Below are 18,984 nucleotides of genomic sequence, written 5' to 3' on the forward strand. Positions count from 1 at the left end.
AAAATCGAAGTCCGACACGGTAAGGTCTTAAGAAAAAACGCTGAAGCTTGGAATTTTCTGCACCAAACCTTACAAGGACTTGGTTAAACCCATGAGGCTAAAATCCTTACTAGCTTGTTCTTGCAGCATAAGCGACTGTTTGAACGCACGCTACAACTGGCTGTAGACAGCTTAAACTATCCAGTGGATACTTCAAGGATAGAGATAAGACAGGCAGTGGCTTGTACCACTAAAATACGACTAGTTCAAAAGGTCTGGGGACCGTTTGAGCTGCGCGAGGGTGAGAATATACCCCTAAATTTTCAATTTTGGTTTTTTTCACCACTTCCGTTATCTTGGCTTCAAAGGGTACAAATATGAAATAAAGAACTAGGCTCTTAACCTAGCTCCTATTGCTTATGATTGGTGAATTTACGGCGTTTTCACGGCTAAGCTTCCAGTTCATAGAGCCTGCACAACAACCTCATCGCCGCCTAATAAAATCAGATACTTATCTATCCTCTCTATTTCGAAAGACTGCTCAAGTGCTTGGGCATAGAGGGTCATCTGATCCTGGTAGCGCTGCACTAGTTCGGCAGGATAGCGATAACGATCTGTCTTATAATCAAAGAGTAAAATCCTATCATTATAACGGATGAAGCCATCAACAATCCCTCGAATAACTACCTGTTCTCCCGACTCAGCATCGCGGTGAAGCATAGCAAAAGGCGCCTCGCGGACAAGCTGATTATCAGGATTCATGATCTCCTGTCCTAACCAATGCTGACAGAAAAAAGTCTCTAATTTTTGCAGGTCTATTTGCTGTTTAACGGCTTCATCAGCATCTACCTGAGCTAGGGCAGCCTGCAAATCTGCTAGACGCACGTCTGCCTTTATGGGCAGGCGCTGCATCAGTTCATGGGTAGCAGATCCAATAGCGGCTCCTGTCACGTTTTGATGTCTGCCGAAGTCAGGCAGGGCAAAATCCGCAGCTAGAGGCTGTTTTTCTATAACATCCATGCCCTCATCTTCAAAAAGAGGCTGATAAAATTTCTTAATCTGACTGGGGGTACGAAGGGTGGGCAAATGAATCGCTGGCGCATAGGTTTTGTTCAAGGCCTCGACCCCTTCTAAGGCAGCTAGGGCACGTGCAATAGTGTCAGTCTGACGATTTTGACTGACATCGTCAGCATCCACAGGTAGACTGACCTCCAGCGGAGCTAAATCCTCCAGATCCTGATCGCCCAAATAGCGGATATCAAAGGCTAAATCAACTTCTGGAAAGTTCTGTTCGATAGCCAAAAGCCAGTCCTGAAAACTTGACCAGCCCTCGCGAGCACTGACACTCAGGCGCTCCTGATTTCTGCTGTCCCTGTACTTATCTGCCAAACGCTCCTGACTGCCCTTCCCCACCAGATAAAGCCGATTTTCGGCCCGGGTCATGGCAACATAGAGCAGGCGCATCTGCTCAGAGAGCATGGCGCGGTGGAGCTGACGCTTATTGATAAGGTAGGGCAGAGTATCCATAGAAACCTTGAGCTGCGGGCGTTTAGCCTGAGGAAAACGCTCAGCGACATCAGCAATATACTGGATACCTGCGCCATTGTACCGACTAAGAATCAGTTTGCTATGCTGATCAACCTTATTGAAGGTTTTATCCAAATTTAGCAAAAAGACATAAGGAAATTCCAGCCCTTTACTCTTATGAGCGGTCATCAACTGAACAGCATTTTTAGGTAAGGTAACCTCAACGTCTGCCAAATCATTATCAGTTGCGATAATCTGATCAATCATATTGATAAAACGTGACAGCCCCTTAAACCCTGTCTTTTCAAATTGATTGGCTCGTAGACCCAAGGCATAGAGATTAGCTTGACGCTGCTCTCCACCTGGCAGGGCACCAACATAATCATAATAAAATTTATCCTGGTAAATCTTCCAGACAAGATCATACAGACTTCTGGTTTTGGCAAAAACACGCCAATTATCCAGCACCTGTTTAAAGGTTTTCAATTTATCAAAAAGTTGGTAATGCATTAATTCTGGATGTTGGCCTTTTCGATCCAAAGCTAGCAAGATTTTATCGTAAAAATTACCATGCTCAGCCTGTAAAGCCAGACGGGTCAACTCATCTTCATCAAAATGAAACATAGGAGATTTTAGGAGGGCAACAAGGGACTCATCGCGCAACGGATTATTAATCGTACGCAAAGTCTCAAGCATCACGAGAACTTCAACAGACTGGAGATAATGACCATTCCCAGATTCGGCTACCAGAGGAACCCCGTATTGGTTAAAAGTCGCAAGGATCCTGTCATTTCTAGTGCGAGTCGGCACTAGAAGCGTAATGTCGTCGAAAGGCACGCCTTCTTCCCGGTGCAGACGCAGAATTTCCTTAACAACAATCTTAACTTCACCTACTGATACTTGGGGCAAATCCGCAGTTGGATGATCGGCTGTCTCTGTTTCATCTTCGTTTGCTTGTTCATCATAGATAAGGACCTGCGCCCGGTTAGCTGGAATGGGCTGGCGCTTATCCGCATTGCCTGCTACCAATCTGTGGGGCTCATCGTAAGTAATTTCTCCAATCGACTGGTCCATAAGACGAGAAAAGACGTCATTTGCAGCTTCTAAAACCTCAAGATGGCTGCGAAAATTTTCTTTGAGGACAATCAAAAGACCTGCGCTGCGCCCATCCTCAAAAGTATCACGCCTGTCATAAGACTCAAATTTAGTTTGAAAAATTTTCGGATCGGCCTGCCGAAAACGATAGATAGACTGCTTGATGTCACCAACCATGAAGCGATTATAGCCATTGGACAGAAGATCCAAAAGCCGTTCTTGCATGTGATTATTGTCCTGATACTCATCAACCATGACTTCGTGATACTTCTGCTGGTAGAGAGCGCGTATCTGCGGCTCTGCCTCTAAAATAGCAATGGCTAAGTGGGCAATATCGCTAAATTCAAAAGCATTCTCCTGTTTTTTACGCTCCAGATACTGGGTAGAAAAATCCTCCACAAAAGCCCGCAAAATCTGCAGCAAGGGTAAGGCCTGCGGCTGATAATCACTTAGAACCTGAACCGTCGACAGTGCCTGTTCCAATTCCAAAAAAGGCCTTAAATACTGGGGACGCAACTTGTTATAATCAGCAGCGAAAGCCTTGAGATGCTCATCCTTGTTGTTGCCGATGCGCATCGTTAAGTTTTTACTCAAAACCTTGATAGGCTGCAATTGCCCATGTAGTGTAGTGAGGTCTGCGGCTGGATCAAGTACTGCCAAAGCCTCCAAAAGTGCGTCAAGACTATCTAGATACTTATAAGTCTTTTTAAATTCCTGACGAACTGTCTGAGTGTGATCTGCAAAAAATTGCTGGGCTTGTTCGATCAACCTCCCAAGGTCCTGCTCCTGCAAATAAGGCGCCAAATAAGTAGCCGTCTGCTCTTGGAAGTCTTCTTCATAGGCTTTGAGAAAAGTCTCTTTTAACCAAACAGTTGGATTAGCCGTAGACTGACTAAAGGTATAGACAGCATAGACAATCTCTCTGAAACCAGAAGAATCCTTGCGGTTGCCAGTGAAATTGCGCACTGTCTGTTTGAAAAGCTGGGCATTGGAACCAGTCATATAATCAGCCAGCAAATCCTCATAGACTTCATTTTTCAGGATATCCTGCTCGCTTTTATCCTGCATAATACGAAAAGTCGGTGACACCCCTAGACTGTAGCCGTAGGTATTCACCAGTTTTTGCGCAAAAGCATCCATAGTACCAATGTCAGCATTGGGCAAATCAGCCAGTTGAGCAGACAAATGTTGCTTGAGTGCACGATAAGAGGTCTGAGCAATTTCCTGCATCAGCTTGTCTTCAATTCTCTCCTTAAGTTCTTCAGCAGCTTTGACTGTAAAGGTTGAGATAAAAAGCTGGCTGATAGTGACACCGCGCTTAAGCATATCAATAATGCGTTCAACCATAACAAAGGTCTTACCTGAGCCAGCCGATGCCGAAACTAAAATATTTGTTCCATTGCTGTAAATCGCATCAATTTGCTCTGGTGTCCTCGGCAGCCGTTGCTCTCGCTGGCTGGCTGCGACTTCCTTAGATTTCAGTTCTACTATTTGTTTATCCGTTAAAAATGCTTGTAACTCCACTGAACGTCTCCTTTTAAACAAGATACTAAGCTCTAAAAAAGAGGCTAGCAATTTAAGAAAGTGGTAATATCACCTGCCTACAGACAAGGACATCTGCTTTAATTTTCAAGTTTTAGAGCAGATCTAAATCATATGGTACTAAACTTTAGCCCATTCAAAAAAGCATAGTAATATGACAACGGTGCTGACCACTAAGAAATACTTATAAGCCAGAGTAATCAAAGCGGCATGGGCTACTAGCAGGTATATTTTTTTCTTTCCTACAAACATGGACAGGCTCAGCTCCTTTGAGACATCCGACCGAGATAATCTTCCCGCTTACCCTTAAAGAGGCGGCGGGCATACTTCATGTGAAGATCAGCTTCAAAACCAGTAATACCTTTCAGTTGGTTTCCCTGAACTGAACGGCCATCCCTTGTATAAGGATTGATCGCAAAACGGCCCGACAGAATGGTCTCAGCTGCCTGCTGGTAAAGTCGCTTGGTATAGTCCAGAAGTACATCTAATTCCTCCTGACTGAACTGATTAGCCTTATTAGTATTATAATACTTGCCTAAGCGACTGGCCTCATCGGCAGCATAGAGTCCCTGATATTTAAAACTTTTATCAAGGACCTGAGGAGCATCTGCCAGATTCGTTAATTGATCCAGCTTAATCTGAGGATCTTGCATGTGTAAATACATAGCACCAAAAACAGGGCTATGGAAATCCGCAGGCATCTGCTCTTGCATGGCTAAAATATAAGTGAGCAGCTGCGGCGTTAAACCATTGTAAAAATCACCCAAACGGAACCTTTTATCTCCTGATTTATAATCTACAATGCCTAGACTGTCAGAGAAGCGCAGCTTGTCCACACGGTCGATCTGCCCACGAATAGCCAGCTTATATTGATGGTTAAGGGGGAGAAGATAATCAAAATTCAACTCCAGCGCCTTGAGGTGAGCTGGTGTTTCCTGCCAGTGCTCATCTCCCAAATAGTGCCTCGCACCTGCACGATCCAGTACCTCAACGGTCTCATTATCCCGCAGAATAGTTGCTGTACTGCGGGCAATATCCCAGAGAATGTCCCGACTCAAACGCCCCTCAGCATCGCTGTCATAAAGTTCCCGGTAGACCTCCTCCTGACTAACCTGAGTAATCGCCTGTCTTAGGCGGCTGTCAAAATCAGCTGAATCAACTGGTTTTGCCATGACCTTTTCAAAAATTTTATGCAGGTAAACCCCGTGATGGCGAAAATCTGGGTGAATAGAATCCTCTTCCTCAAGACCTAGTACATGTTGCAAAAAGTAGGCATACTGATTATCGTAAAAAGTTGTCAAACTAGAAGCCGACAGGCGTAAAGGTTGGTCGCTTGGGTAGAGAACCTTCAGTACTTCATTCGAAATAGGAACCACCGTTAGCTCATCTGTAATGCTAGGAATATGCATATCCTTTTCGACTAATTTTTGCCGCAGGCGACGAATCATAACTGACCAGAAAGTCTGCTCATCCTTACTTAAATCAGTCGTTGAGCTAAGCTGATTGGCTGCAATAATACGCGACAGCAAGGCTTTATAGGTCCCCAAATCATCAGGCCTACCTGCAAAACTCGAAACCTCTTGGCGAATAGGCTCCACCCCCAGATCCATTAATTCCTGCAGATAAGGCGAGAGCCTGTCTTCATTTTCATTAAAAAGCTGTGGAACAGATAAAACTAACTGCTCAGTCGCCGCATTTAAAAGAGAAATCATAGCGGCATGACTTTTTTGAACGTTCTCCCGACTGGGCAGATCAAAATATCCCTGCCTATCCACTAAGCCTTCATTGAGATGACTGCGCTCGTCATCGGTAATTAGGCTGGTATTTTTGTGGACACGCGGAAAATTGCTGGCTGTTAAACCGATAGCAAAAACATAAGGGCTGGTATGAGGTTCAATCAGCTCATAGTCCTTGATTGTTACAACATCCAGCGTTGCTGGTACTGTTCGATAACTACTAGCCTGCATCCCTGCCTGCAATAGCGCCAAAAAATCATCCAGTGCAAGGCTTTGACTACCAAAGATCAGGTGTGCTTCCTGCAGGATGTCACTAAAGGACTTCCAAACCTCGACTTCCTTTTCTTGCTCCAATTCAGATTTTCCTTGAGACAAGGTGGCCATATTTTCCGATAAGTTTATCTCTTTCAAAAAGGGGATAAACTTATTAGATAAGAGATTCCTTCCTTGCTGCTTGCGGGCCTTGAAAAGTTCAAGCAGAGGCTCCACAACCTGTTTGCGAGTCCGATTTAGAGAGGCTAGATCATACTTGTAGAGGGTTTCACCCGAACCATTATTTTCCAAGGGAAAATTAGCACTGAAATCACGGCTAAATTTAGTCTGACCTTTGATATCAGCGAATTTAACATATTGCTCAAATTTATCAATCTCATAGTCCGATAAGTCTTTAAAAAGTCCCGACTTGACAAGGTTAAGTACATCTTCAGCCCTAAAATTATAGCGCTTAATGCGTTCCAAACTCTCAACAAGATGGATCAGCGGATGATGACTCATGGGCTCTGCTTTACCAAGATAATAGGGAATAGCGTACTTGTCAAAAATTTTGCCAATCTGAAGCTGATAGGATTCAACATCCCCCAACAAGACCAAAATATCTTTATAACGGACCCCCTGTTGCAAAAGCCGACGAATCTCCCTTGCCACCTGCTCGACTTCTTCTTTCTGACTAACAACGTCCCAGACAGTCACAACTTCCTTATCTTTTGGTAATAGCTGGGGTAGTTCACTAGAAAAATCATGTCTTGCTTCAAGCAGATATGATAAACGAGCTAAACTATCATCTTTGGAGTGTCCAATGTATTGGGCAGACACTCCAAACTTTTGTCCCAAATCTAAGAGGAATTGAACATTAGCTTGATAGAGATTGCCATCCAGGAAAGTTGCTTTATAGGCTTTCTGGCTGGCATAGGTACCAATTATAATCTCCGCTCCTTTGTCATGCAGAGCTGTCACCAGAGCTTCCTCTTCGGCTGAAAAACGGCTGAAACCATCGACAATAACGACAAGGTGTTTCAGCTCATGGTCCAATTCTCCTCCAGTCACGTGTTCCAAAAACTGTGCGATCTTGGTCTGGGACTCAAAATTTTCTTCCTCTAAAATTTGATAGAGATTGGAAAAAATGATGGCTAAATCCTGATATTTGAGGTCTGACTCCAAATCTTTCAAGTCAAAAATACTTAGATTAGACCGCTGCAGTTCATGATAGAGGTCGACCAGCTGCTGAATAAAATTGCTATCCTTGCGCAGACCGCTATAAAGTTTGAGGCTATCGTCCTCCATTTGAGAAAGAACACGGAAGAAAAGCATACTGAGCCCTGTATCAGTCAGAGCTTCTTTGTCTGCAATATCGTTGAGAACGAAATAACGCGCCATTTGGGCAAAGCGCGTAACAGTAATTTGAAAAGAGGCTGAAACGGGCAAATATTCCAAAACCCGACGTTCTTTTTCAAAAGATAGGGAATTGGGGGCAATATAAAAGACCCGACGGCCTGCCTGAGCTTGCTCATAGGCTAGCTGAGCCAGCTGATCCGTCAAATGACTACGAATATCCGTATAAAGTAATTTCATGACAGCCCTCCAAACACTATTTATACTCAATGAAAGTCAAAATCAACGACGTATGACTCTGATTTTTAAAGAGTATTGACTTAACCTTTATTATAACAAAATAAGCCCACAAAAAGAGGCTTGAGCATGGCCCCTGCCTCCATTTTTAACAAGACTACTATTAAGTAGAGTGTTGGTTAAGATAATCTCTTCTAAAAACCAAAAATTGTTTTATCTATTCAAAAAAAGCATAGTAATCGCTGAGCACCATTTGATTTTTAGCTTCTTGAGCTAAGTCCTGAATAATCTTACCATCCTTCATGACTATCAAACGGTTCCCATACTTAAGAGCATCCTCCATGTGGTGAGTAATCATAAGCCCAGTTAACTGATCTCGCGCTATCACTTCATCTGTCAACTCCATCAGAGACTGGCTGGTCTTAGGATCCAAGGCCGCTGTATGTTCGTCCAAGAGTAAAAGATTGGGACGTTTGACGGTAGCCATTAAGAGACTGAGCGCCTGACGTTGCCCACCTGACAAGAAACCAGTCGGCGTTTCCAAATGCTTATCCAGACCATTGCCGATTTGTGCCACTAATTCTTGAAACTCCTTGCGAAAGGCATGAATCTTACGCGGTACTAAACTACGACTTTCTCCGCGATACTTGGCAATTAAGAGGTTTTCGGCGACTGTCATCCGCGGAGCTGTTCCCATTTTAGGATCTTGGAAGACCCGTGCTACATATTTCGCACGTTTCTGCGCTGGCAAGTGGGTCACATCTTCTCCCATAATTTTAACGGAGCCTTCTGTCAGCATCAAGGTTCCAGCAATGACATTAAAAAGAGTGGATTTACCAGCACCATTACCGCCAAGAATTGTCAAAAAATCATGCTCGTAAATATCTAAATCAACGTGATCCAAAATTAACTTGACGTCATCGTAACCGTTATTGACCGCAACCGTAGCATCTTTTAATTCTACAACTTTTATCATCGCGATAACCTAACCCCCTTGAAAAATTTTTCTCTTAATCTTGGAACAATTAAGAAAATAGCTAAGATTAGTGCACTAAAGAGCTTTAAATAATTAGTGTTAAAGCCGAGTGCTACCACTGCCCAGATCAAAATTTGGTAGAGAACAGAACCAATCATGATAGCGATAAACCGCTCTAGCATAGTTAAATTGGAAAACATAACTTCACCAATGATAATGCTAGCTAAACCAATAACAATAACACCGATTCCTTTTGAGACATCCGCATAGCCATCTTGCTGACTGACCAAAGCCCCTGCTAAAGCAATCAGACCATTAGATACGACTAACCCCATCAGCTCCATATTATCTGTATTGATTCCGAAACTGCGGGCCATTTCACGATTATCCCCTGTAGCGATATAGGCCTGTCCCAGACGCGTATTGAGAAAGAAAATAATGCCTACAATAACCAAAATCACAACAATCATCCCTAGAAGGAGAAGATTGAGGCTATCACTAAAAGGCAGAAAATCTTGTAAAAGCTTTTGATTGAGCAAGCCAAGGTTTGAACGGCCCATAACCATCAACATAATCGAATTGCAGGAAGTCATTACTAAAATTCCTGCCAAGATTGTTGGTATTTTCCCTCTCGTATAGAGAAGCCCAGTCACAAAACCAGCCAAACAGCCTGAGCCAACAGCTGCTACAGTAGCCAACAGCGGATTACCCCCCTGTGTAATCAAGGTAACAGCGACAGCCCCGCCCAGTGGAAAACTCCCTTCTGTCGTCATATCTGGGAAGTCTAAAATTCTGAAGGTTAGGTAAATCCCTATCCCTAGAACGGCCCACAAGAGCCCTTGTGAAATTGTTGAAATCATCTCTATCTCCTTATAATATACAAAGGGTGACCACGGATAGAGTCAAAATAAGAATTCGATGCAGAGTCATTAAAGACTCTAGGGGGAATCATTTTTTTTTTGACACAATCCGCAACCCGCGCTTAATTAGCAAGATACAAAGGGCGTAAAAAGCGACTAGGATTTTAGGAAGGTGACGCTATGTGCTAGCACACAAGAAAGCTTGTCTAAATCCCGAGCTTTTAGCCCATGTTCAATTAATTTAAGATACAAAACCGTAAGCGTTCCAAGGGAATTTAGGAAACGAAGTCTGAGAATCTAGCGACATTTGTCTAATTCCACAGGAACGTAAGCAGGTTTGAGCAAGCTAAGATACTATGTTCGTAAATAGACCAACTATCCTTATTTACCAACGACTAGGCCTGATTTTTTAGCCTCCTTCAAGGTCTTATCAGGTATGTTGATTCCCAATTTATCGGCCGCTGTTAGATTGACAGATGGACTACCAGTATCAATAACCTTAACCGGAATATCAGCTACCTTCTTTCCCTTGAGAATCTGGCTAGCAATCTTTCCTGTTTCAACGCCAATCTGGTACTGGCTTTGGTAGACAGAGGCTAGACCCCCATCCTTGAGCATAGTATCAACACTTGGGTAAATAGGCAGTTGATTATTATTAGCAATTGATACTACTGTTGTAAAAGCGCTAGCAATCGTATTATCCTGCGGGATCCAGAGCGCGTCCACCTCTTTAGCGATAACATTCATCGTTGTTGTAATTTCATTAGTTGATGGAACTGCATAGGTCTTTACCTTAAGACCTGCTGCTTGGGCAGCCTTACTGAAACTTTCAACCTGAGACAGTGAATTGTCTTCACTGCTGGCATAGAGAATTCCGACGGTCTTAGTATCTGGTGTCACAGTCTGAATCAGGTTTACCGCATCCTTAATCGGCACCTGATTGGATGTTCCTGTGACATTGCCTGTCGGATGTGTCATGTCGGATACTAATTTAGCACCAACAGGATCGCTAATAGCCCCCATTACAACAGGCGTATCCTTTGTCGCATTGGCTAAGCCTTGCGCTGCTGGTGTTGCAATCCCAATCAAAACATCATTATCACCATCTGCCAGCTGCTTGCTCATAGTTGAAATTTTAGATTGATCCCCTTCAGCATTAAGAAACTGGATCTTAACTTTATTGCCTGTATAGCCTTCTTTGACCAACTGGTCTTTAATCCCATCATAAATTTCATCTAATGCTTCATGAGTCACATATTGGAGAACTCCAACCTTAACGACACGGCTACTAGACCTAGATTGGCCCATTTTTAATTCATCGTGGACGACTAGGCCAAAAGTAAATAGTATTAAAAGTGCCAAAACTGCCCATAAACGCTTATTTTTCATCGAAAACCTCCCAATGAATTCCGTATATTAACAAAAATATGAACCTGTTGAGCTCAAACAAAAACGCCCCACATCCCAAAAGGAATGTGAGGGCGTAAGTCCACGCGGTGCCACCTCACTTAGAAAGACTGCTACAGGCGTCCTTCCCATCTTTATATCGTCCAACAACGATAAGCATGATACGGTGTGCTAAACCCGAGGACTATGGTTTATCCTCAACTCCCTCACTAATCAACCAAGGTCAATTAGTCACCAACAGCCCAATGTTCAAATGCAGCACTACTTGTTCCCAGTTACCACAAGCTCCCTGAAAGCAACTGCATCTTACTTTTCTGTTAGCTTTATTATACACTATATCCCTTTGCTGTCAATAGAAGATTAGAGCCTGCGTGTATTAGAATTTTTTAGGCGAAAGAATAAGCCATAAAAAGGCTGAAACATGGAAGGAGTTAGGGCAAGCAGCCATGATGGCTCTTTACTAAACTGTTATAACTAGTCGATACAGCGAGATTGAGAACTTTTATCCCAGCCTCTCTTGTATGGATCATGGTAAAGTTAGCTTAAGTAAATCCTGCTTTTAAATGGTACTCAGATCTGCTCATCCCACAATCCGTCTACCTTAATAATTTTTCAGCCAACAACTAATAGATTAGCTGTGCTCAGTCTAATCTGGTACAACTCCTACAGCCGTGTTTGGATATGACTGCTGCCGTCAAGAGATTTAGTTATGAGAAGCTGCTGCTGAATAGTATCTTTCATCTCCTTAACATGACTGATAACACCGACCATACGATTCTGTCCAATTTGCTCCAAGACAGAAATAGCCTTATCCAAGGTTTCCTCATCTAGAGACCCAAATCCCTCATCAATAAAGAGAGCCTCGATCAAAGCACCGTTACTAGTATTTTGTACCACTTCAGACATAGAAAGAGCAATAGCCAGGGAGGCAATGAAAGTCTCACCGCCAGATAGAGAACTCGCAGGTAATTCCTTGTTGTTAATACGATTATAAATATTGATATCAAGACCTGATTGACCACCACCAAATTGACGATTGGAGAGAATAAATTCAAACTCTTGATTGCTGAGCAAACCAATATAGTGATTATTGGCATAATCGAGGATTTCCTCTAGGTATCCCTGAATCACATAGGTCTCCAATTTAAGCCGCTGCTGCCCCTTTTCACCACCGCTAATAATATTCTTAAGAGCTGTGAGCTGACTAAACTGTCCCATCTGATGATCAGCCTCAGTCATAAGATCCTGAATTTGTTCAACCAAATCTCGCACCTGTTCATAGCTGCGCTGACTGATTGCTAAAGCCTGTCCTGCATGATTAAAAGCTTCTTGAGCCTGCTCATTTTGTCTGGCTAAAAAGTCTAGGTCCGGACGTTTTTCACCTTTTAATGTTTGATCGAGATGGGACAAGTCTGTCTCTAGAAGTTGACGAGTTTGCTCATACTTAGTCACCCAAGTCTGAAGTTGACTGAGCTGACCATCACGAACAGCCTCAAGCCAATTTTCCAATTCCTGACGTTCGTGAGTCAAAGCTGATTCATCACCAAGAGCCGTATTTAATGCTTCTGTCACCTCTTTCAGCTCTCCACGATCCCTTTTCAAGTGCTCCTTTTGGGTTGTGAAGCGCCCTGCCAAACCAGATAAATGCTCCTTATGTTCGGCTACTAATCTTTGCGTCTGTTCTAGTTTAGAGCGGAAGGATTGATAATCTTGCTGGATCTCAGCAATTTGCTTTTTATAATCTGCTTCTGCCTGTAAGTTAGGAAAGGCTCGCTGCAACTCTGCCAAACTTTGCTTAAGTGTCTGTATTTGACCTTCCAAGCTAGATTGCTGGCGTTCTCCTTCTTGTTCTTTCTGTTTGACCTCCTCAAGTTCTTGAGCTAAGTCATCTAAGGAAATCAATTCTTCCTTGCGCCTTTCTTGTAGCTTGTGATAGCTAGCTCGGAGCTGTGCCAATACTAACTGTCCCAGGCTCGTACTATAGGTATCTTCCCAGACTTTTTCAGAAAGTGATGAATCTAGAAGAACCTGCAAAGATCGATAGTCTCTTGCTAAGCGCTGACACAGTTCTTCCTGTTGGAGTAATTTATCCTGTTTTTCCCCAGTTAGCTGTTCCTGTCTAAGCCGACTGGCTTGGAGGGATTGTGTCAATTGGCGATGCTTCTTATCCAGCTCTTCAACAGCTTGCATAAGAATAATCAGGTTGTCTGCCTCGACTTCTTGACTAGTCACCGCAGGATGCTCCAGAGAGCCGCATATAGGACAGGGTATCCCCTCTTGTAAATCAGCCTGCAGTTGGGCAATCATAAGTTGGCGCTGATCCTTCCTTTTTTCTACTAACTTGGCCTGTAACTGACTCTGTTCCTGCTCCTGACTTGCTTGCTCTTGAATATTTTCTTCGAGTTGATAGTCAAGCTGCCGGATCTGATTTCGTAACTCTTCCAAAGAAGAAAGGGCAGGATCTAACTTATTTTCAATTAAATGCTGCGCTTGAACAATCTCCTCACGTGCCTCTTCCAAATTTTCAGTAGAGATTAAATTCTGCTCTATTTCAGCCTGTTTTCGATTAAGATTAAGTCTTGTTTGCCTTAAAATTTCCAGCTGTTTGAGAAGGTCAGTTAATTGTCTTTCACAGACTTGTCTAGAGGCCTCTTGCTTGGCAAAACTTTTAGCGTTATTAAGCGCCAGCGCTAAGGTCTGGATAGAGGCGTAACGATCCTCTTGTTCAGTCTCTTGTGCTTCTAATTGATGCAACTGCACTTCGAGCGGCTCCAGCTGAACTTGCTCTTCCTGCAGAGCCTGATTCAACTGAGCAGCCGAGACTTCCAGCTGACTTATAGAAGTTTGCTTGGCATTTTCCTCCTTAATCAGTCCAGCCAAATCCGAAGCAAAATTCAACTCTTCCAGTCGTTTTTGGGATGACCGCCACTGCTCTTCTTTAGCAACAATATCTGTCTGATACTGTTGCTGCTTGGCATCGCGCTCACGAAATTTAGTCATCAGTCCCTTGGCATTTTGATAGACCGTTTCTGCCTGCTTGGCTGTTGCTTGAGCTTCAACCTGACACTTTTTCGCTTCTAGCATAGTAGCTTGATAAGCCTGTAAAAATTCTTGGGCTAAACGCAAACGCTCCCTATCTGACTCAGCAGCGAAAGCTGAGCGTTCTTTTTCCGTCCATATCTGACTCCTGTAGTGGGAAGCCAAACTATCCAACAGTCTAGTCTGTTCCTGATGGACCTGCGACCATTTTGCTGCTAGGGCCTGCTCAAAATCTGCAAAAATCTGAGTACCAAAGATCTGTCGCAAGATGGGAATCTTTTCGGAGGTTGGGGCTTTGAGAAACTCACTGAATTGGTACTGAGGTAGAAGAATAATCTGCTTGAATTGACTAGCTTTTAACTGTAAAAGCTTCTCTACCGCCCTAGTCGTATCGTTCGGTTTGCTAGCGAGCTTTTCCAACTCGACTCCCCCAATACCATCAACAACCACTAGGCTAGCCTCTTTTGTAGCAATCCCCTTGCCTCGGTCAATCTTCAATTTGGGTTTCAAATCCAATAGGCGCTCAGCACGATAGATCTGATTATGCTGTTCAAAATAGAAAACCACCCTAGTCTTTGGCTCCCTAATGCCTGCAAAAGTAGAGCGCAACTCACTGATAGTACGGTCACTGGAAGTCTCATTGAATAAGGCATAGGTCATAGCATCAAAAATACTAGACTTACCTGCTCCTGTCCGCCCACTGATTAAAAAGAGGGAACTTTCATCGAAAGAAGCAAAATCAACTGTCTCCTGACGAAAAGGGCCAAAATTTGTCATCTCAATACGAATAGGCCTCATCTTAGTCCTCCTTGATACCTGTCAATAATTCTGAAACAAGGCTCCTTTGATAGTCGGTCAAAGACTGACCGCCTGTCATATCTTGAAAAAATCGCTCGATAACGATATCTTCAGCTAGAACTTCCTTGCCCTGCAAAGCTTTTGAGCGAGGCTGCCGCACGCGCGGACTCGTCTCCCTAATACGCACATCAACGATTTCTGATCCATAAATCTCCTCAAGCTGAGCGCGTAGATTAATCCCCTCCAGCTCATTACGCTCTTCCACTAAAATCTCAAAGGCAAACCGAGCTTCATATCTTGGATACTGGTCGTAAAAATCCTTAGAGACCAGCTTTTTATAAGGGGCTTCCAAAACTAAAAGTTCTTTGTAAGGAGGCAAGGGAATAAAAGTTTTTTCAAAGTGCCCAAAATCAGTCTCAACCAAGTAGACGCCTTTTGTGTCTTTACGCTTAGCTTCATCTTTATTAAAGATCAAGGGACTGCCACTGTAGACTACTCTTTCTGTCGGACTGGCAAAGCGGGTATGAATATGGCCTAGAGCCACATAATCGAAATCCGCAAATAAATCGCTAGGCAAGGTAGATAACCCCCCTACTGTTCGAGCTGTTTCGGACAGCATTTGTTCACGCAGCTGCTGGTCATTTCCCTGTTTAGCCACAGCAAAATGACTAACTAAAATATGCACCTTACCTTCTGCAAAATGAGACCTCATATCCACAAAAACCTGCTCAAGAGCCTGATTGATCTCACGAATTTCTGGATCTTGATAGTAAATGCGGGCATCAATAGGATCAATAAAGGGAAGAAGAAAAATCTGACTGTCCTCCGTCTCAATCGGCTCAAAAGCATCTTCCAAACGTGAAACCAAATGAAAATGCTGACGCTTAAAAAAAGCTTGACCGAACTCTAAACGCTTGGCACTATCATGATTCCCCGTAATCGCATAAACTGGAATCTGCTCTTCAAATAGCAGCCTTGTCAAGATTTCATCAAAAAGTCTAACAGCTTCTACCGGTGGCAAACTTCTATCGTACAGATCTCCCGCAATAATAATTCCATCAACTGCTTCACGCTTAGCAATCCCTATAATCTCCTCCAAGATAAATCGCTGGTCATCTAAGAGGCTCATACCATTTTGATTTAGCTGACGACCAATGTGCCAATCTGCCGTGTGTAATAATTTCATATCCACTTGTCCTTATCCTATTTCCCTTATTATAACACTCGTTCGTTATTTTGTAAACTAACACCGCTCTGTGAATTCTCAGTATCCTTATGCCTTCACCTGCCAATTCTATGCTATAATAGAAAAAGTTACTATCAAGACAAGATTTAGGGACTGAGTGCTGCTCGGACAATTATTTTAACTCCAGTAGGTGAGCAGTTTCTATGCACAGAAAGGAGAAAACCATGTCTTTTGATGGCTTTTTCTTACACCATCTGACTCAAGAACTTACAGAACACCTTCTTTACGGTCGGATCCAGAAAGTTAACCAGCCCTTTGAGCATGAGCTCGTTTTGACTATTCGCAACAACAGGCAAAATTACAGGCTTCTTCTATCTTCACACCCCGTCTTTGGTCGAGTACAGATAACAAAGGCTGAATTTCAGAACCCGCAAAGTCCTAATACCTATACTATGATGATGCGCAAATATTTACAAGGAGCGGTAATCGAAGACATTCAGCAAGTTGAAAATGACCGTATTTTAGAACTGTCCATCTCCAATAAAAATGAGATCGGTGATCATATCAAAGTTGCCCTAATTATTGAAATCATGGGGAAACACAGCAATATTGTCCTAATTGATAAAGGCGAAAATAAAATCATCGAATCTATCAAGCACGTTGGCTTTTCCCAAAACAGTTATCGAACGATTTTACCGGGTTCAACCTATGTAGCACCACCTAAGACAAATGCCGACAATCCTTTTACGCTAACCGATGAAAAGCTGTTTGAAATCCTGCAGACTCAAAATCTGTCCCCTAAGAATCTGCAGCACCTTTTCCAAGGACTAGGACGGGATACAGCACAAGAATTGGCTGACAGATTGGAACAAAACAAGCTTAAACAATTCCGAGCTTTTTTCAGCCAACCGCTAGAACCTAGCCTGACCTCCAAAAGTTTTTCTGCTATTCATTTTAGCGACAGTCGGGAAGGTTTTGACAGTCTATCTGAACTGATGGATTTTTACTATCAAGATAAGGCTGAACGCGACCGCGTAGCCCAACAGGCCAGCGATTTGATTCACCGCGTTCAAAATGAACTGGAAAAAAATAAAAAAAAGCTCATTAAACAAGAAAAAGAATTACAGGCAACTCAAAAGGCCGAGGACTTCCGCCAAAAAGGCGAGCTGCTGACAACCTATCTCAATCAGATTCCTAATAACAAGGATCACGTAGAACTGGATAACTACTATACGGGAAAAAAGGTGGTCATTGCCTTAGATGTCAGCCTCAGCCCCAGTCAGAATGCCCAAAAGTATTTTAAAAAATATCAAAAGCTTAAGGAAGCTGTCAAACATCTCAAGGGGTTGATTGAAGAGACCAAACAGACGATTAGTTATTTTGAAAGTGTAGAGCTGGCACTTTCGCAAGCCTCTCTGGATGAGATTGCCGAAATCCGCGAAGAACTAGTGCAAACGGGCTTTATGAAACGCCGAGCAGCTGACAAGCGGCAAAAGCGTAAGAAACCTGAGCAATACTTAGCCAGCGATGGCCAAACCATTATAATGGTCGGTCGCAATAATCTGCAAAATGACGAACTCACCTTTAAAATGGCCAAAAAAGGAGAACTTTGGTTTCATGCCAAAGACATTCCAGGTAGCCATGTCATTATTAAGGATAATCTCGAGCCGTCAGATGAGGTCAAAACCGATGCTGCCGAACTGGCAGCTTACTTCTCCAAAGCTCGTCTCTCTAATCTTGTTCAAGTTGATATGATTGACAATAAAAAACTCCATAAACCAACAGGGGGAAAACCTGGTTTTGTAACCTACACTGGTCAAAAAACTCTGCGAGTAACCCCTAATGCAGATAAAATTCTCAAGATGAAATTGAAGTAACATATGACCACTTACGACACTATTATCTTTGATCTCGATGGTACACTAACAAATCCCGAACAAGGCATTGTCAACAGTCTGATTTATGCCCTCAGTCAGTTTGATAGAACCGTAACAGATAGGCAAGAACTCCTTAAATTTATTGGGCCACCTTTAAGCTACTCTTTTAAACATTTCTGCGGCTTCTCAGATAGTGAAACCCAGCAAGCCATCGCCTTCTATCGACAATACTTTTCAAATAAAGGCTGGTCAGAAAACCAGCTACTGCCTGGGGTCAAGCAGCTACTTGATAGTCTAAAAAAGAGTAAAAAACAACTGCTTGTCGCTTCATCAAAACCAGAGCCTTTCGCTATTAAGATTCTTCAGCATTTTGAAATAGCCCACTACTTTGAATATATCGCCGGAGCCACACTAGATGACAGTCGCAGTCAAAAGGCAGATGTCATCGCCTACCTTCTCAATGAAGCTCAAATTAGTAATCCTAATCAATGTGTCATGGTTGGTGATCGCAAGCACGATATTTACGGCGCCCAACACAACCACATGGATGCTATTGGTTTGCTCCTAGGCTTTGGCAGCAAACAAGAACTAGAGGCAGCCGGTGCTACTGCTATCGCTAGAAATTTCAAAGAACTAGAAAAACGCTTACTCTCATAATAATCCTAAAAGAGGCTGGGAAAAACTCATCCAGTATTCCTATTCCTGTTTGAGAATAAGCTCTTGGCGCAGCGGTTAGGAGCAAGACTTGTTGACGCCCCCAAGAAGTCTGCCCTCTGCACCGTTCATTAAGTACTTCAGCACCAATGAATTACTACTGACAGGTCTTACTTTTCCACAAACCCAAAGCAGAAAACCTAAACGTACGTTCATCCCAAATTTGCTAGGCTGAGAACAAGCATTCCTAAAAACGATTGGCACACACCAGTATAGTAGGCGGTTTTATTTGTTTCGCAGCGAAGAACCCAAAATAGGCCCCGAAAATCACAATAGATCGAGTAGAGGCTAATCACTAGCCCCTCTCACACCACCGTGCGTGCCGTTCGGCACACGGCGGTTCAATTAACTTTTAACGCATGTCGTTCTAAGTAGTAATCCAAGCATGAAACCAGTCCTCGTT

Annotated in this window: 9 protein-coding genes; 2 read left to right on the forward strand and 7 right to left on the reverse strand. The window is 43.1% G+C overall.

Going from position 1 to position 18,984, the window contains the following annotated elements; all coding sequences use genetic code 11:
- Positions 1-441: 441 nt before the first annotated feature.
- The 7 genes from addA to ACVR1G_RS05710 all read right to left on the reverse strand — a co-directional run bounded on the left by addA (position 442) and on the right by ACVR1G_RS05710 (position 15,990).
- Positions 442-4,125: a helicase-exonuclease AddAB subunit AddA gene (gene addA, locus ACVR1G_RS05680; protein WP_447452225.1), complete on the reverse strand. Its 3,684-nt coding sequence runs from the start codon at positions 4,123-4,125 to the stop codon at positions 442-444.
- Between the two features lie 278 nt (positions 4,126-4,403).
- The gene (gene rexB / locus ACVR1G_RS05685; RefSeq protein ID WP_447452226.1) at positions 4,404-7,727 is read right to left on the reverse strand and encodes an ATP-dependent nuclease subunit B; all 3,324 of its coding nucleotides are present in this window, start codon (positions 7,725-7,727) and stop codon (positions 4,404-4,406) included.
- Between the two features lie 214 nt (positions 7,728-7,941).
- Positions 7,942-8,700 (reverse strand): ABC transporter ATP-binding protein, encoded by a 759-nt coding sequence (locus tag ACVR1G_RS05690; RefSeq protein WP_447452227.1) that lies wholly within the window; start codon positions 8,698-8,700, stop codon positions 7,942-7,944.
- Positions 8,697-9,560, reverse strand: a complete 864-nt coding sequence (locus tag ACVR1G_RS05695; RefSeq protein WP_447452228.1) for an ABC transporter permease — start codon at positions 9,558-9,560, stop codon at positions 8,697-8,699. Before ACVR1G_RS05695 ends, ACVR1G_RS05690 begins: the two co-directional genes overlap by 4 nt.
- A gap of 381 nt (positions 9,561-9,941) precedes the next feature.
- Positions 9,942-10,949 (reverse strand): tryptophan ABC transporter substrate-binding protein, encoded by a 1,008-nt coding sequence (trpX, locus tag ACVR1G_RS05700; RefSeq protein ID WP_447452229.1) that lies wholly within the window; start codon positions 10,947-10,949, stop codon positions 9,942-9,944.
- Positions 10,950-11,630: 681 nt separating this feature from the next.
- Complete coding sequence (locus ACVR1G_RS05705) at positions 11,631-14,804, reverse strand: SbcC/MukB-like Walker B domain-containing protein (protein ID WP_447452230.1); 3,174 nt, start codon at positions 14,802-14,804, stop codon at positions 11,631-11,633.
- 1 nt (position 14,805) lies between these two features.
- Positions 14,806-15,990: a metallophosphoesterase family protein gene (locus tag ACVR1G_RS05710; RefSeq protein ID WP_447452231.1), complete on the reverse strand. Its 1,185-nt coding sequence runs from the start codon at positions 15,988-15,990 to the stop codon at positions 14,806-14,808.
- A gap of 224 nt (positions 15,991-16,214) precedes the next feature.
- On the opposite strand from ACVR1G_RS05710, the gene ACVR1G_RS05715 reads away from it, so the two are divergent.
- A complete protein-coding gene (locus ACVR1G_RS05715) occupies positions 16,215-17,867 on the forward strand; it encodes an Rqc2 family fibronectin-binding protein (protein ID WP_447452234.1) in 1,653 nt (550 codons plus the stop codon).
- 3 nt (positions 17,868-17,870) lie between these two features.
- Entirely contained in the window at positions 17,871-18,524 is a 654-nt protein-coding gene (locus ACVR1G_RS05720) for an HAD family hydrolase (RefSeq protein ID WP_447452232.1), read from the forward strand.
- Positions 18,525-18,984 lie beyond the last annotated feature (460 nt).

The sequence above is a fragment of the Streptococcus dentasini genome (genome assembly GCF_053206945.1).

Excerpts from the sequence above, each read along its gene's own strand:
- ACVR1G_RS05715 (WP_447452234.1), top strand. The coding sequence starts at position 16,215 with ATGTCTTTTGATGGCTTTTTCTTACACCATCTGACTCAAGAACTTACA.
- ACVR1G_RS05705 (WP_447452230.1), bottom strand. The coding sequence starts at position 14,804 with ATGAGGCCTATTCGTATTGAGATGACAAATTTTGGCCCTTTTCGTCAG.
- ACVR1G_RS05695 (WP_447452228.1), bottom strand. The coding sequence starts at position 9,560 with ATGATTTCAACAATTTCACAAGGGCTCTTGTGGGCCGTTCTAGGGATA.
- ACVR1G_RS05720 (WP_447452232.1), top strand. The coding sequence starts at position 17,871 with ATGACCACTTACGACACTATTATCTTTGATCTCGATGGTACACTAACA.
- ACVR1G_RS05690 (WP_447452227.1), bottom strand. The coding sequence starts at position 8,700 with ATGATAAAAGTTGTAGAATTAAAAGATGCTACGGTTGCGGTCAATAAC.
- trpX (WP_447452229.1), bottom strand. The coding sequence starts at position 10,949 with ATGAAAAATAAGCGTTTATGGGCAGTTTTGGCACTTTTAATACTATTT.
- ACVR1G_RS05710 (WP_447452231.1), bottom strand. The coding sequence starts at position 15,990 with ATGAAATTATTACACACGGCAGATTGGCACATTGGTCGTCAGCTAAAT.
- rexB (WP_447452226.1), bottom strand. The coding sequence starts at position 7,727 with ATGAAATTACTTTATACGGATATTCGTAGTCATTTGACGGATCAGCTG.